At 45.8% G+C, this 17,359-nt stretch carries 8 protein-coding genes; 4 read left to right on the top strand and 4 right to left on the bottom strand.

The window, feature by feature from the left end; all coding sequences use genetic code 11:
* Positions 1-387 precede the first annotated feature (387 nt).
* Complete coding sequence (locus NG796_RS04100) at positions 388-3,996, top strand: PAS domain S-box protein (RefSeq protein WP_261204641.1); 3,609 nt, start codon at positions 388-390, stop codon at positions 3,994-3,996.
* 6 nt (positions 3,997-4,002) lie between these two features.
* On the opposite strand, the gene NG796_RS04095 is transcribed toward NG796_RS04100, so the two are convergent.
* The 3 genes from NG796_RS04095 to NG796_RS04085 form a co-directional block, all read right to left on the bottom strand.
* Positions 4,003-4,344: a c-type cytochrome gene (locus tag NG796_RS04095; RefSeq protein ID WP_261204640.1), complete on the bottom strand. Its 342-nt coding sequence runs from the start codon at positions 4,342-4,344 to the stop codon at positions 4,003-4,005.
* 194 nt (positions 4,345-4,538) lie between these two features.
* The gene (locus NG796_RS04090; protein ID WP_261204639.1) at positions 4,539-5,663 is read right to left on the bottom strand and encodes a fatty acid desaturase family protein; all 1,125 of its coding nucleotides are present in this window, start codon (positions 5,661-5,663) and stop codon (positions 4,539-4,541) included.
* Between the two features lie 224 nt (positions 5,664-5,887).
* Positions 5,888-6,910 carry an aldo/keto reductase gene (locus NG796_RS04085; RefSeq protein WP_261204638.1) on the bottom strand — a complete coding sequence of 341 codons (1,023 nt, stop codon included), beginning with the start codon at positions 6,908-6,910 and terminating at the stop codon, positions 5,888-5,890.
* A 67-nt stretch (positions 6,911-6,977) separates the two neighbouring features.
* Between NG796_RS04085 and NG796_RS04080 the strand changes: the two genes are divergently transcribed.
* On the top strand, positions 6,978-7,364 hold the full coding sequence (locus tag NG796_RS04080) for a nuclear transport factor 2 family protein (protein ID WP_261204637.1): 387 nt from the start codon (positions 6,978-6,980) through the stop codon (positions 7,362-7,364).
* Between the two features lie 145 nt (positions 7,365-7,509).
* Here NG796_RS04080 and groL read toward each other — a convergent pair whose 3' ends face one another.
* Positions 7,510-9,189 (bottom strand): chaperonin GroEL, encoded by a 1,680-nt coding sequence (gene groL / locus NG796_RS04075; protein WP_261204636.1) that lies wholly within the window; start codon positions 9,187-9,189, stop codon positions 7,510-7,512.
* A 950-nt stretch (positions 9,190-10,139) separates the two neighbouring features.
* On the opposite strand from groL, the gene NG796_RS04070 reads away from it, so the two are divergent.
* Together NG796_RS04070 and NG796_RS04065 are read left to right on the top strand one after the other, a co-directional pair.
* A complete protein-coding gene (locus NG796_RS04070; RefSeq protein ID WP_261204635.1) occupies positions 10,140-13,658 on the top strand; it encodes a DUF4347 domain-containing protein in 3,519 nt (1,172 codons plus the stop codon).
* A gap of 191 nt (positions 13,659-13,849) precedes the next feature.
* A complete protein-coding gene (locus NG796_RS04065; protein WP_261204634.1) occupies positions 13,850-17,356 on the top strand; it encodes a DUF4347 domain-containing protein in 3,507 nt (1,168 codons plus the stop codon).
* The last annotated feature ends 3 nt before the right edge of the window (positions 17,357-17,359 follow it).

The following is a 17,359-nucleotide window of genomic DNA, read 5'->3' as shown; positions in this document are numbered from 1 at the left end:
TTATCTTTAGAAGTAGGAATATACCGAGTCTAAATCAGTTGCAGAATTCTGGTTAGGGGCTTTTTCCCTCCCGAGAGGCTTTGCGATTAAGGCAAAGAATCCGCCCCAACCTGTGGAGCAACATGATTTAGACGGACTCGACGTACGAGCTTGAGGATTTCCAGAGTCCAGGGAATGGAAATCAGGAAAAACAGATTTTGCAGGGCCATCTACTTTTTTGAGTTCCTATTTTTTTAAAATCAGAAATAGTATCCATCTGTACCCGTTTTCAGGGACAAATCAGGGTTAAGACCAGTCGGGAACGCAACCCATCAGGTCAGGGGAGGCGATCGCTTAAATGGGGGTTCACAGACTCTTCAGATCTAATAACAGGATTGACAACATATTATGAATGCACCCGGGGACTCCCATCGCTTTTATGAGGCACTCAACACGGCGAAAAACGAGACTGAGGCGATTCACCTCATCTCGACAATTTTCTTTAAACTCTCTGCTGATCTCTTTTGCATTATCGGAACCGATGGCTATTTCAAGCGGGTTAACCCAGCATGGACTCATCTTTTAGGATGGACCCAGGAAGAATTGCTGGGGCGACCTTGGAGCGAGTTTCTCCACCCGGAAGATCAACACCTCAGCATCACCCTCCCCAATCCCGTTCACCAATCCGATGTCTCCCTTAAAAATCGCTATCGCCACAAAAACGGTACCTATCGTTGGTTTGCCTGGAAAGCGTGTCACTACCCAGACAGCATCAGCTATGCGGTAGGACGAGATATCACGGAACAGCAGGAGTTAGAAGCGGCCCTGCATCAAAGTGAGCGGCATTACCGGAATTTAGTCGAAACCTCTCGGGATTTAATTTGGTCCCTAGACCAGGAGGGCCGCTGGACTTTTGTCAACCGGGCGGCCCAAGAAATTTACGGATATGCACCCCAGGAGATGCTGGGGCGATTCTTTTTTGAGTTTATGGACCCGGAACAAGGGGTCAAAGATCGGCAGATGTTCGATCGCCTGCAAGCGGGGGAGTCAGTGTTTCCCTACGAAACTCAACATCGCCGCCAAGATGGAACGCCAGTATTTTTGAGCTTCAATGCGGTCCTCATCCGGGATGAGTCGGGCAATATCTGTGGCACGACGGGGACTGCCACCGATATTACCCATCGCAGGCAGGCGGAATCGGCCCTGCAAGAATCCCAACAAAAATTGGCAATCCACCTCCAGCAAACTCCCCTGGCGGCGATCGAATGGAACTTAAAATTTGAAGTCAGCAACTGGAACCCCGCAGCGGAACGACTCTTTGGTTATACCCGGGAAGAAATCCTGGGGCATCATGCTTTAGAGTTGATTCCTGAGAAAGCTCAATGGGAAGTCAACGAAGAAGTTTTACAAGCGCTATTACATCAAGAAGGCGGGATTTATAGCACGAACGAGAATCAAACTAAAGAGGGTCGGGTGATTATTTGTGAGTGGCACAATACCCCGTTAGTAGACTCCGAAGGTCAAATGATAGGCGTCGCCTCTCTCGTCCAGGATGTAACGGAAAAATTTGTAGCTATCCGTGCTTTAGAACAGAGTGAAGCACGGTTTCAAAAGTTAGCCGATAATATTCCCGGATTAATTTATCAGTCTGTAATCCATCAAGATGGATCGGTTTCTTTTCCTTTTTTATCCTCTGGTTGTCTGGATGTCCTGGAGGTAGAACCGGACTATATGAAGCAGCATCCCTATATTTTGGGAGAGATGATTCATCCCGAGGACCGATCGAGTTACGATCGCTCCCTGGCTGCGAAGACCCAACCAATGGAACCCTGGCGATGGGAAGGCCGGTTTATCATGCAGTCGGGTACGCTCAAATGGTTACAATGTGTGGCCCGACCCGAACAACAGGAGAATGGAGATATTCTCTGGGAAGGGGTCATGATTGATATTACCGATCGCAAGTTAGCCGAAGAAGCAGTCACTCAAAGCGAAGCAAAATGGCGATCGCTGATTCAAAATAGCTCGGATATGATTACTATCCTCGAACCCGATGGCACAATCCGCTATCACAGTCCCTCGGTTGAGCGCATCCTGGGTTACTATCCTGAAGAACTGATTGGTCATAATGCCACCGTTTTTGTTCACCCCGATGATGGGACAAAAGTGAGAGAGACCTATCAGATGCTCGCTAACCATCCTGACTTAATTATGACTATTCAGTATCGGGTGCAGCGAGCGACGGGAGAGATTTTACATTTTGAATCCATCGGGCGCAATTTGCTGGCAGAACCAGCAGTGAACGGCTTGGTGATTAACTCACGGGACATTACCAACCATAAAATAGCCGAAGAGGCGCTGAATAATGCCAATACTCAACTGGAAAGGCGAGTTAAACAGCGCACGTCTGAACTGAATACCAGTTTGGAACAGTTGCGGATAGAAATTATCGAAAAAGCCAATGTTGAAGCCGCTTTACGCGAGAGTGAGCAACGGTTTCGGGCAATTTTTGAAGGAGCAGCCATTGGAATTCTTGTGCGGACGTTAGATTGGGAAATTTTAGATAGTAATCCCGCATTTCAGTCCATGTTAGGGTATTCCGCTGAGGAATTACAGGGAAAAATTTGCCTAGAACTCAGCGATCCGTTAGACCAAAAGATAGAACGGTTACTAGCGATTGAGATGGTGACGGGACAGCGCAAGGGGTATCAAATCGAAAAAAGATATCGCTGTAAAAATGGCAGTCGAATTTGGGGTCGGTTGAGTGTTTCTCTGGTTTCTGGAAAAGGAGAAACCCCACAATTTGCGATCGCAATGGTGGAAGATATCACCGCCCGCAAAGAAGCGGAATCCGAATTAATTCTCACACGCAAGGCGGTAGAAAGTTCTGGGGATGCGATCGCCATCAGCAATCGGTTTGGCTGTCATATCTATCACAACTCCGCCTTTTCTCACCTGTATGAATATGAAACACCGGAACAATTAAATGCCGCCGGAGGACCTTTAGCAGTCTTTGCGGACCCAATCCTCGGAACCCAGGTGTTTGAAACCATTATGCAGGGCAACTCCTGGAGTGGGGAAGTCATCCATCGCACCTCCAGCGATCGCACTATTCCAGTCCTGTTGAGTGCAGATGCCATCAAGGACCCCAGCGGGACGATTGTCGGACTGATCTCGATTAGTACAGATATTTCCCAGCGAGTTCGCGCCGAACAAGACTTGAAAAAGGCACTCCATGCCGCAGAGGCGGCGAGTCGTTCTAAAAGTACCTTTTTGGCGAATATGAGTCATGAACTTCGCACTCCCCTCAACGCCATTATCGGCTATAGCGAAATCTTAGCAGAAGAAATGGAAGATGCTGGAGAACAACAGGCGATCGCCGACTTGACTAAAATTAGAACCGCTGGAAAACACCTGTTATCGTTAATTAACGATATCTTAGATATCTCTAAAATTGAAGCGGGACGGATGACCCTGTATCTCGAACCTTTTGACGTCACCCTTCTGATTTCTGAGGTGATCAGTACCGTTGAACCTTTAATTATAAAAAATGGCAATCACTTAGAACTCAACTGTGATCCAGCGGTGGGAATGATGACGGGAGACTTAACCAAAGTGCGACAGATTTTATTCAATCTGCTGAGTAATGCGGCGAAATTTACCGAAAACGGGACGATCGCCTTAACCGTTACTCCCCGTGAAGCTAGGGAATGGGTTCGCGACCCTGTAACCCCAGACACTTTGGGGGAACAGACTCCGGGAATTGAGTTTCGCGTCACCGATACCGGCATCGGCATTTCCCCCGAACAACTGGAAAACATTTTTGAAGCCTTTAGTCAAGCGGATGCCTCCACCACTCGTAAGTATGGGGGAACGGGGTTAGGACTGGCAATTTCCCAACGCTTCTGCAAGATGATGGGGGGTGAAATTAAGGTAGAAAGTGAGGCAGAAAAAGGGTCTACTTTTACCTTGTGGTTGCCGATGAATCTCAATCAAACAACCGAAACAATCCCCGAGTAAGACTCGTTATTTCCAGCCGAGTTCTGCCTGTTCCAAAACGTAAGCGGCAACCGCTTCAATTTCTGGAACAGTCAAGCGATCATTGTAGGCAGGCATCGGGTTTTTCCCCTGGGTAATCAACTGGGCGATCGCCTCTTGGGTATCCCGATGATTTTTAGCTAACGCTTTCAGTTGCAGCGTTTTTCCTCGGCGAATAATATTACCGCCATTGGCATGACACCCGGCACAATGAACCGTAAACAGTTGTGCCCCATCCCCCGAATTGCCTGCGATCGCGGGTTGTATTCCCATGAGGCTAATTGTTATCATGATTAACAGAATCATCCCCGTGATTAGTCGCTGTTTCATCTTGGGTTTTCCTCTTAGTTTTGGGTTAAATCCGTTTCTGAATTCCCTCGCCCGATTCGGAGTCGGGGCAATTGATAAATTTTTCCTAATTCAGGAGAGAGAAATAGTCAGGTGGGCAATGCCCACCTCTTTGATTTTCTCCCTTTATCTCATCAAAATCAGGCGAGAGTCGGGTTGAGTGAGAAAAGCTGAATTTATTTTGCCAAATTACTGGCTAATTCACGGGCAGGAGTTGCCAGGGGTTGTGACGGAACGCTCATTTCTTTGAGCCAATTGTAATTAGCAATCATTGCCCCAGTTAAAGTTTCATGAATTTGATAGTGCACGCCAAATTCTTCACAAACTCCCATCAAAATCTTGGAAATTTCAGGATAATGAATGTGACAAATATGGGGATATAAATGATGAACCACTTGAAAATTTAATCCTCCCATATACCAAGTGCAAAAAGGATTATTCGGTGCAAAATCAACCGTTGTGCGAACCTGACAAATTGCCCATTCATCATCCACATGATTTTGTTCTGGATCCGGCGTAATAAATTCAGCCGTATCCATAACATGAGCCATCATAAATACCTCACAGATTATCGCTCCGTAGGTAAAATAAGTCAGAAGAAACCCCAGGATGACCGTTAAGGGACTATATCCAACTGCCAGGGGAATACCGATAAAAAGACCCAACCAAACCAACTTACCCCCTAACAAGGTTGCCAGAGTCATCGGGGAAGGGGTCGGAACCACATGGTCATGATATTTGCGCTTGAACAAAATAATTTGAACATCGCAAAACGACCAATAGACCGGAATGAGGGGATAAATAAACCAAATAAACAAATGTTGGAATTTATGATACCATTTGTGAGGCATATCTGGGGACATTCTGACTAATCCATCCCCATGAATTTCCACATCGTGGTTCAGAATATTGGTATAGGTATGATGGAGATAGTTGTGGCGGAACCTCCATAAATAACTCGATAAGCCGATCGCATCGTAGGTTAATCCCAGACTTTTATTCAACCATTTATGATTAGAATAACCGCCGTGATTAGCATCATGACCCACACAAAACGCAAAACCCGCCACTCCTGCGGCTAAAACCATACAGCCCAGAATTTTAAAGCCAATTCCAGCCGGACCAAACAGCGTAAAACTGTAAGCCCCAACCATCCACAAAACGAGAGTTAGGGTTTTTAGATACATTTGTGGACAATCGCGTTTGGGGATGTTTTCCGCCTGAAAATAGGCTTCAACGCGGCGGTTGAGTTCTTTCCAGAACCCCTTATTTTTGGCAAACGTTACCTTAGTTCCTGTCATGTTTAAGAGAAATTATCAGATTCGTTTTTGTATTCTAACCTATTTGCGCGGACCGAGACTGAGGATTTTTAACCCGGGGTGGGGAGGGTAATCCGCCATTTTAGAGGGGGACAAGACCCTGGAAGAGGCTATAGTTTAGGGGTTGAGGATTTCTGAATCAGGAGTGCGATCGCCCATTTTCCAGGGAATCGCTTTCTGTGTCCCCCTAAAATTTGCCCCCGGGGTTAACGGCGGCGATATTCATCTCCACAGTCGCCGATTAATGCCAACAAATTCCGGGCGCGATCGCAAACCGCATCAATTTTTTGAACATCCTCCGGAGTCAAGGTAAACTCAAACACTTTAGAATTAGCTTGAATATGTTCAGCCAAGCCTAATCTTGTTCCCACAATTGCACCGGCAACCGCTGGATTTTCCAGCACATATCGCACCGCAACATTGGCGATCGTCACTTGATATTGACTCGCAATTTTCTCAAGAGTTTGTAACAACTCCTGAAATAAACTCCAATTTCCCCAACCCGACTGCATATTTTTATACTTTTTTAAGGAAACAGTCTCTAAACCACCCGAATTCGGTTCCGGCTGTCCTAAATACCGTTCAGACAGCAATCCCCCTCCTAAACTTCCATAGGCAAATAATTTAATATCATGCTCTAAACAAAACGGCACCATTTTCTGTTCCGGACGGCGGTCTAAAATCGAAAATTGCACCTGATTTGAGACAATTTTAATCCCATTCTCGACAATAATCGCCAGATGTTCCGTATCAAAATTCGTCAAGGCTAAATGCTTAATTTTCCCCTCCGCCTGAAGTTCCGCCATATACTTCAAGGCATCCAGATAATTTTTATCTTGATAATCCCACCAGTGGAACTGCATTAAATCTAACGCATCCACCCCCATGCGCTGGCGGGAAATATCGATATTCTTTTCCACCAGTTGCCGAGTCATTTTACCCGGTCTGGGCACCCACTTGGTAAAGGCTTGAACAGTTGCCAGGGCCGCTTCCCCGCGTTTTTCAGCCAACTGGCGGCGAAATTCCCCGATAAAATCCTCCGCTGGACCATAATGATCCGCCAGGTCCCAAGTCGTGAATCCCGCATTCACATAGTCAAACATCGCGGCGATCGCCCGTTGAGGATGAATCGGTCCATGAGCACCGGACACCTGCCACATCCCATTTAAAACGCGGCAAATATTCAAATCCTCAGTCAATTGCAGTCGGCTTGATTCAGGTAGCGGCATTAAACTCAACTCATCACAGCATTGCTTCCCCTACAATAAATCAAAATCAACCTTCCTTCGCCAAACCATGTCTGCCGAACCTGCCGTCCTCGAAGCCAACCTCGCCTTTTATCGCGCCTTTCAGACTAAAGACATGGAAGCCATGAGCGAAATCTGGTCCAAAGGCATCAACACCCTCTGTATCCATCCCGGACGCAAACTCCTCAAAGGATGGGAAGAAATCCGCCCCTCCTGGCAACAAATCTTTAAAGTCACCACCACCCTAGAAATCGAACTCCAAATTACCGCCAGCGATTCCCAGGGAAACTTCGCCTACATCGTCCTCATCGAAAAAGTTACCCAAACCAGCAGCGGACGAAAAAACCAATCCCTCTCCAACGCCACTAATCTTTTTGAAAACATGGGGGGAAAATGGTATCTGATCCACCATCACGGCAGCCCCATCTTACGATAAAAAAAAGAGTTAAACGAGTGAAACACCCCTCTAACTCTTCCTTCTTTTTGTGGAACTCTGTGAAATCTATCGTTAAGTTCTCAGACCGGAGTAGAGTCAGCAACGCCTCCCCTACCCCGTGATGACAGCCTCAGCAACCGAGGGATTACATCATCCCCATGCCGCCCATGCCACCCATGCCGCCCATGCCGCCCATGCCACCCATGCCGCCCATGCCGCCCATGTCAGGCATGGCACCAGCGGGTTCAGGTTTCTCAACGACGAGGGCTTCAGTAGTCAGGACCATGCTGGCGATCGAAGCTGCATTCTGCAAGGCCGATCGCACCACTTTAGCCGGGTCGATAATCCCTGCGGCAATCATATCCACATACTCACCCGTTAGCGCGTTGTAGCCCACATTAAAGCCACTTTCCCGCACTTTTTCCACAACAACGCTGCCTTCAACACCGGCGTTATCAGCAATTTGACGCACAGGTGCTTCTAAAGCTTTGGCAACAATATCAGCCCCAAGGATTTCTTCTTCATTGAGACTGGCTTTGAGGGACTCAATTTTGCTCACCAGATGAATCAGGGTAGTCCCACCACCGGGGACAATGCCTTCATCCACGGCTGCTTTGGTCGCATTCAGAGAGTCTTCAATCCGCAGTTTGCGTTCTTTGAGTTCCGTTTCCGTCGGAGCGCCCACTTTAATTACGGCGACACCCCCGGCGAGTTTGGCGATCCGTTCTTGGAGTTTTTCTTTGTCGTAGTCGGAATCGGTTCTGTCTAATTCTTTGCGAATTTGACCAATGCGGGTTTGAATCGCTGCTTTGTTTTTGTCATCCGCTTCAGCCACAATGGTGGTGCTTTCCTTGGTGATAGTCACCTTGCGGGCGGTTCCCAACATATCCAGGGTGGCGGTATCCAGACTCAGACCGATTTCCTCGGAAATCATCTGACCATTGGTGAGGACAGCGATATCTTGCAGCATCGCTTTACGGCGTTCACCAAATCCGGGGGATTTGATAGCGGCTACATTTAAGACACCCCGCGCTTTATTCACCACCAGAGTTGCCAAGGCTTCGCCATCGACATCTTCAGCGATGATTAAAAGAGGTTTGCTGGCACGGGCCACTTTTTCCAGGACGGGGACGAGATCCTGAATGGAACTGATTTTTTTGTCGGTAATCAGGATTGCCGGGTTTTCAAACTCGACGATCATGCGTTCGTTGTCCGTGACAAAGTAGGGGGAGATATAGCCGCGATCGAGCTGCATCCCTTCGACGACATCCAGTTCCGTGGTGAGGGATTTGGATTCTTCGACGGTGATCACGCCATCTTTGGTGACTTTATCCATCGCCAATGCGATCATCTGACCGATTTCTTCGTCGTTGCCAGCGGATACCGTGGCGACTTGGGCGATCGCGTCCCCTTCCACGGGTTTAGCCAACGCTTGAATTTCGTCTAGCAAAAAAGCAACGGTTTTTTCAATCCCGCGTCGGACTGAAACCGGGTTTGCACCGGCAGTCACGACTTTTAAGCCTTCGCGAATCATCGCCTGGGCTAGGACAGTGGCGGTGGTGGTGCCATCACCGGCAATATCTTTGGTTTTGGCAGCGACTTCCCGCACGAGTTTGGCCCCAGTGTTTTCCAGGGGGTCTTCTAATTCGATTTCTTTAGCAATGGTGATCCCATCATTTACGATATCTGGTGCGCCATATTTCTTTTCTAGCACCACGTTGCGTCCTTTCGGCCCCATCGTGATTCGGACTGCATCGGCGAGGGCGTTGACCCCACGTTCTAGCGCCCGACGGGATTCTTCGTTAAAGGAAATAATTTTTGCCATAGTGTCGGTTTCTCAATCTGCTCCAAATAGAAAATTTAGCACTCTATGGTGCAGAGTGCTAATTCGTATAAACCGTACAAGCAGGGTGAGGCATGAGGGGTGATGGTTGAGACTGGGGTTAAGGGTGGGCGCTACTGCGCCCGAGGAGAAAGGCCCCTCTACTAATTTGGGGTCCAGTTTTTCCAGCCCATTTAATAGGGAGGGCCGATTGGGACAATCTGGCGACAGGGAGAGGGGAATAGGGGAGAGCAAGAGGGAATTTAGGTGGGGTTTTTCTGTGTTTTTTGAAGCCCTCCAACCCCCTGAAGGGGAACTTTTAATTTAGGCTGGAAGTCAAGCAGATTGGAGTGATTACGGCAGCGTTTCCTTTCGGGCGATCGCACTTCCGTTTAGCGGAAGAGAAGCATCCCTAAATTTTGCTAGAAGTCGGGTTGGGTTCCTCAACCTTGCTCGGGTTGAAGGAGGAGTCCAACTCCTCCTTTGTTCTATTCAGGGTTATTTTTTAACGGAAGGAAAATGACCCGTTGGAAACTCTCAAGGTTTAAGGTTACTCAGGGTTATCGCAATCTAAGGGAATTTTTTATAAATTTAAATATTTTATTTTTTACAGTTCAGTTTTAACGGACAATAGAGAAAAATAATTTGCCGTTTTTAATGTATTTTAACTCATTTTTGCAGCCGCTCATCAAAATTTTGATAGGGCTGATATTCTGCTGCTGTTTGTTAAAAAACTTAAAACCCAGTATAAAGAGCCATCTCAATTTGACAAGGTTCAAAAAAACGGTGTTATTTCTTAAGCTTTCCGTAGAGAATCCGGTTTTATCTTAAGAGTCGTGAAGAAATATTAAAGAAAAAGCGTTCAGAAAATCAGACGGTTATTTTTTAGGGCGATCGCTTTTTTCAATCAGGGCTGGTATCTACTCAAAAAAGTAAGGTTGGGAGTAGTCCAGATGACGATTAACTTTGATTCCATTCAAATCCAAGACAAGGGCGGAATGGCTTTGTCAAAAACTCTAGTTTTCATTGATTCTCAGGTAGAAAATTATCCCAGTTTACTCCTGGGAGTTTGGGATAACTTCCAGGCGATCGTATTAAATGAATTAGCCGATGGAGTCCAGCAGATTACAAAGGTTTTACAAAACCTCACGGTTCAGGGAGAAACCGTAGACTCGATCCATATTATTTCCCACGGCAGTCCCGGTTCTTTACAACTGGGTAATGTCATCTTATCCGGGGATAATTTAGCCCAGTATCACTCGGTTTTTCCATCCTGGTCCCAAGCATTGATTCCTCAAGGAAATCTGTTCCTCTATGGATGCCAAGTAGCAGCCGGAATCGGTACAGAATTTGTAAAAACCCTGAGTCACCTGCTGGGGGTTAATATTGCTGCATCGGTTGATATTACCGGCAATTCAAAACGTGGAGGCAACTGGGATTTAACCTTTAGAACCGGAGAAATAACCGCCCCCTTGGCATTCAAAGCCGAGGCAATGATGGACTATAAGGGAGTCTTAGCGATTCTAACCGTAACGAATACTAATGATAGTGGTACAGGGTCGTTAAGAAATGCGATCGCCTCCGCCCAAGCGGGAGATACCATTCAGTTTGACTCTAGTCTTGCCAATCAAACCATTACCCTAACTAGCGGTCAATTAGAACTGAACAAAAATCTAACCCTTGATGGTGCAAATGCCCCTGGAATTACGATTAGTGGCAATAATGCCAGTCGCGTTTTATTCGTTAAAGAAAATACTAATTTTGTCCCAAGTACCGTTAACCTGAAAAATCTGGTCATCGCTGATGGAAAAGCTACAGGGATTGGAGAATTAGGTGCAGGTGGAGGCATTCATACCGCCAGTCGCACCACTCTAACCGTTGAAAATAGTACCTTTAGAAATAACGTAGCTACGGGAGAAGGAGGCGGGGCACTTTTTGCCGGTTTTAGAAGCAATAATACTATTCTAAATTCTACTTTTGAGGGTAATGATGCTACCCAAACCAACGCTGAACGAGGGGGAGGTGCAATTGCCATCAAAAGCGTGAGCAATACATCAGTCATTGGCAGTACCTTCACCAACAATAAAGGGATTAACGGCGGGGCGATTAATAGCTTATTAAGTGGCTTAACGGTAGAAGATTCTGTCTTTATCAATAATGATTCAACTCCCGGGGGTATTTTAAATCAAAATACGATGGGATATGGGGGGGCAATTTATACCGATGGCGCTTCAGAAACAACTAATGCTGATACATCTGGAGAGGTTATTATCCGCAGTAGTCGATTTGAAGGGAATCGAGGGGCGGGACAAGGGGGAGGACTCTTTCTCTATGTTTATGATGGCGATCACGTGGTCATTGAAGACAGTCAAATCCTTAACAATCAGGTGATTACCAGTTCCCAGGGAGATGCTTTAGGGGGTGGTTTACGGCTGGGAAATGGGGAGGTAAGAATTAGTAATACTACCTTTGCTAGGAACTTAGCAGAAAGTCAAGGAGGGGGTTTATGGGTTGGAGAACGCACTAATCTTGACCTGGCGAATACCACCTTTTCTGAAAACCGCGCCGAATTAGCAAATACGACTCAGGGGTTAGGAGGTGGCATTGCTATTAATATTCGCGATGGATATACGGTCAATGTTTTAAATTCCACCATCGCTAATAACGTTGCTGGATTCCAAGGAGGGGGTTTTTGGGGAGGTGGAACCAATACAACCTTAACTAATACGATTGTTGCGAATAATGTAGGGATAAATGGGTTTAATGTTAAACAACAAACGGGAGTTCAATTTAACGATGGAGGGAATAACATTCAATTCCCTAACAAAAACTTAAACGCCTCTCAAGATGTTAATATTACCGCCGATGTTCTGATCGCTGATCCCCTATTGGGACCGTTACAAGAAATTGATGGATTCCTAATCCATCCGTTACTTCCCGGAAGTCCGGCCCTTGATGCGGGCAATAATGCGATCGCACCCGCCACGGATACCCGGGGACAAATTCGCCCCTTTGATGGAGATGGGAATGGGACGGCGATCGCCGATATTGGGGCTTATGAATTTACCGTTCCGATTGTATCAAACTTGCCGATTGAAGTATTACTAGGAACGACGGCGATCGCGGATGATACAACCACCGCAGTTAACCTCGGAACAACAGAAGTGGGAGACGCACTTACCACTACCTTTACCCTCAGAAATCCCAACAGTAGCGAAGTTACTTTATCAGATTTACAACTCCCCACTGCCTTTAGTTTAGTCGGTCCTTTTCCTGGCACAATTGCCGCTAATGGAGAAGCAACCTTTCAAGTCCAACTCGATGCCAGTGATGCCGGAACTCCCTTGGGAGAGTTGCAATTTATCGCCAATAACAACACTCAAAATCCCTTTAACTTTCCCATTACTGCCACAATCACTTCCCCACCGGCAGAACCCATTGATGGAACCCCGGGTCAACTGCCAATACCTATAGGACCAATTTTACCGGAATCTCTTCCTTCGAGTGACCCTCAGACGGTTGATTCTCCTCCCGTTGATTCTCCTCCCGTTGATTCTTCTAACCGAGATTTTAGTCTTCCTGAATCCGGTGCTTGTCAGGGATTTATGGTCTTTCCTGGACCCAATTTGGTTGCCGATACGCTCTATTCTGGTGGTGTGAATCCCTTTTTTGGAACGGATACTGGAGAAGTTCTTTATGGGACAGCAAGTGATGATTTTTTTCTAGGATTTGGCGGGAATGATAATCTGATAAGTGGGACTGGAAATGATACTCTCCACGGCAATACTGGCAATGATTATATCGATGCCAGTTTTGGTAATGATTTAGTGTATGGCGGTAAGGAAAATGATACCTTACTTGGATTTGATGGGAATGATACGCTATTTGGAGATAATGACAATGATTGGTTATGGGGTGGTAATGAAGAAGATTTCTTAAATGGTAATCGCGGGGAGGATAGTCTGTTTGGGTGGGATGGTAATGATACCCTGCATGGGGGAAAAGAAAATGATTTCCTCTATGGACAGGAAGGGGATGATTTCTTATTTGGAGATAATGATAATGATGTTCTCTGTGGAGGCAATGGCAATGATTTCCTAAATGGAAATATCGGAGATGATACCCTATTTGGTGGGGAGGGTAATGAGACTTTGCATGGAGGGAAAGAAAACGATATTCTCAACGGAGGAAATGGCAATGATGTCCTCTGGGGAGATTTAGGGAATGATACTTTAATTGGTGGGGGAGGAGCGGATATCTTTGTCTTCCGAGAAGGGGATGGGGTGAATTTAGTGGTGGATTTTGAAGTAGGAATTGACCGGATTGGATTAGCAGAGGGATTAACTTTTGAGCAATTAAGTATTACTCAGGGAACCGGGGTAACTCATATTAGGGTAGGGAGTGAACTTCTGGTGAGTTTAAATAATGTCGAATCGTCAATAATTACTCCGGCGGATATGGTGATAATTTAGGGGAAATTTGGGGTAATTTTTCCGCGTTAAGCAGTCTGATATTTCTCCTACTAGACAGCAATACCCCGGCTGCTCACCTCAACCGATAGACTGCTAAAATTAGGTTGAATCCGGCCCCTTGCATCCCGGACACCTCTTTTGTCAATCAGGGCTGGTATCTACTCAAAAAAATATATTTTGGAGTAGTCCAGATGACCAGTAATATTGATTTCATTAAAACTCAAGACAAGGGCGGATTTTCTGGGCCAAAATCCTTAGTTTTTATTGATTCTCAGGTAGAAAACTATCAGAGTTTAATCCCCGGAGTTTGGGAGAACTTCCAGGCGATTCTGTTAGATGAGTTTGCCGATGGCATCCAGCAGATTACTGAGGTGTTAGAAAGCCTGATGAGGCAGGGTCAATCTGTAGAATCTCTGCATATTATTTCCCACGGTAGTCCCGGTTGTTTGCGCCTAGGGACGGTGAGGTTATCTCCTGATAATTTAGGGAAATATCAAGGGAGTTTGCAGTCTTGGCGTAGGGCCGTGATTCCCCAAGGTAATCTGTTCCTCTATGGATGTCAAGTTGCCGCCGGAATCGGGGCAGAATTTGTCAGGAATTTGAGTGAATTAACCGGAATTAAGATTGCTGCATCGGTGGAGATTACCGGCAATTCTAAACGGGGAGGCAACTGGGATTTAGCCTTTAGAACCGGAGAAATAACGGCACCCTTGGCATTGAAACCCGAGGCGATGATGGCATATTCGGGAGTCTTGGCAATTCTCACCGTGACCAATGCCAATGATAGTGGGGCGGGGTCTTTAAGAAATGTAATCGCCTCCGCCCAAGCGGGAGATACCATCCTATTTGATCCAACCCTAGCTAATCAAACTATTACCCTAACTAGCGGACAGTTAGAACTCAATAAAAACCTGACCATTGATGGTGCAAATGCTCCGGGGATTACAATTAGTGGCAATAATGCTAGTCGAGTTTTCTTCGTTAGCAATTCTCAAACAGTTAAACTGGCTAATTTAACCTTGATTAATGGACAAACATTTGAAACTGGAATAACTGGTTCCGGGGGAGCAATTCATACTCGGTCAATGGTTAATTTGACCATTGAAAATGTTAATTTTATAAACAATATAACTGCTGGAGATGGAGGAGGAGCAATTGCGACAGGTAATAGCAGTAATATAACTGTAATTGCCAGTATTTTTGATGGAAATGATGCAACTATAGGTCAAAGTGAACGGGGTGGCGGGGCTATTTCTACCTTTGGAAATAGCATTCTTACGGTTAGGGATAGTCAATTTAGGAATAACAAAGGAATTAATGGAGGAGCAATCAATACCCCTTCTACTCTTTTAACTGTAGAAAATTCTACATTTATTAATAACGACACAACAGCAGGAGCATTACTAAATCAAGACCTTAGAGGTTTTGGGGGAGCCATTTTTACTGATGGAGTTTCTGCAAGTTCTGGCGGAACTTCAGGAACGAGCGTAATTCGTAGTAGTCGGTTTGAAGGAAATACAGGGGTCGGAAAAGGAGGCGCAGTTTTTTTCTTTATTTATGGGGAAAATGGAGATAAAGGTATTGTTGAAGATAGTATTTTCCTCAATAATATCATCAGTTCTAATTATCTAAATCAAGCACTGGGGGGAGGTTTGCGGTTAGGCAATGGAGATTTCACAGTTCGCAATACTACTTTTGCTAATAATGTATCTCAGGGTCAAGGAGGTGGTTTATGGATTGACAATAACTCCCCCACTACTATCATTAATAGTACCTTTTCGGGAAACAAAGCAGAAACTGCTGATGGAACTGGGGGTGTAGGTGGTGGGATCACAACTTTTTCTCCAACCAGCATTGTCAACACAACTCTTGTCAAGAATCATGCAAGTGATGTAGCAGGAGCAATTTTTACCAGTCTTATTTCCCCTCCAATTACACTATCAAATACAATTGTTAGTAATAATACAGCCGGAAATGAACTAAGTCGTTTTCAGCAAACGAGAAAAGAGCTAGTTGATGGGGGGAATAATATTCAATTTCCCAGCAAAAATCTGAACGACCCTCAAGATGTTAATATTACCGCCGATGTTCTGATCGCCGACCCCCTATTGGGACCGTTACAAGAAATTGATGGATTCCTAATCCATCCGTTACTTCCCGGAAGTCCGGCCCTTGATGCGGGCAATAATGCGATCGCACCCGCCACGGATACCCGGGGACAAATTCGGCCCTTTGATGGAGATGGGAATGGGACGGCGATCGCCGATATTGGGGCTTATGAATTTACCGTTCCCATTGTATCAAACTTGCCGATTGAAGTATTACTAGGAACGACGGCGATCGCGGATGATACAACCACCGCAGTTAACCTCGGAACAACAGAAGTGGGAGACGCACTTACCACTACCTTTACCCTCAGAAATCCCAACAGTAGCGAAGTTACTTTATCAGATTTACAACTCCCCACTGCCTTTAGTTTAGTCGGTCCTTTTCCTGGCACAATTGCCGCTAATGGAGAAGCAACCTTTCAAGTCCAACTCAATGCCAGTGATGCCGGAACTCCCTTGGGAGAGTTGCAATTTATCGCCAATAACAACACTCAAAATCCCTTTAACTTTCCCATTACTGCCACAATCACTTCCCCACCGCCACCGGCAGAACCCACTGATGGAACCCCGGGTCAATTGCCAATACCTATTGGTCCAATTTTACCGGAATCTCTTCCTTCGAGTGACCCTCAGCCGGTTGATTCTCCTCCCGTTGATTCTCCTCCCGTTGATTCTTCTAACCGAGATTTTAGTCTTCCTGAATTCGGTGCTTGTCAGGGATTTATGGTCTTTCCTGGACCCAATTTGGTTGCCGATACGCTCTATTCTGGTGGTGTGAATCCCTTTTTTGGGACGGATACTGGAGAAGTTCTTTATGGGACAGGAAGCGATGATTTTCTTCTAGGATTTGGCGGGAATGATAATCTGATAAGTGGGACTGGAAATGATACTCTCCACGGCAATACTGGCAATGATTATATCGATGCCAGTTTTGGTAATGATTTAGTGTATGGCGGTAAGGAAAATGATACCTTACTTGGATTTGATGGGAATGATACGCTATTTGGAGATAATGACAATGATTGGTTATGGGGTGGTAATGAAGAAGATTTCTTAAATGGTAATCGCGGGGAGGATAGTCTGTTTGGGTGGGATGGTAATGATACCCTGCATGGGGGAAAAGAAAATGATTTCCTCTATGGACAGGAAGGGGATGATTTCTTATTTGGAGATAATGATAATGATGTTCTCTGTGGAGGCAATGGCAATGATTTCCTGAATGGAAATATCGGAGATGATACCCTATTTGGTGGGGAGGGTAATGAGACTTTGCATGGAGGGAAAGAAAACGATATTCTCAACGGAGGAAATGGCAATGATGTCCTCTGGGGAGATTTAGGGAATGATACTTTAATTGGTGGGGGAGGAGCGGATATCTTTGTCTTCCGAGAAGGGGATGGGGTGAATTTAGTGGTGGATTTTGAAGTAGGAATTGACCGGATTGGATTAGCAGAGGGATTAACTTTTGAGCAATTGAGTATTACTCAAGGAACCGGGGTAACTCATATTACGGTAGGGAGTGAACTTCTGGTGAGTTTGAATAATGTCGAGGCGTCGATGATTACTCCGGCGGATATGGTGATAATTTAGGGG

Source organism: Laspinema sp. D2d (assembly GCF_025370755.1).
Classification (GTDB): domain Bacteria; phylum Cyanobacteriota; class Cyanobacteriia; order Cyanobacteriales; family Laspinemataceae; genus Laspinema.
The sequence above is the reverse complement of the archived record's forward strand: the minus strand, read 5'-3'. Positions and strand labels throughout refer to the sequence as shown.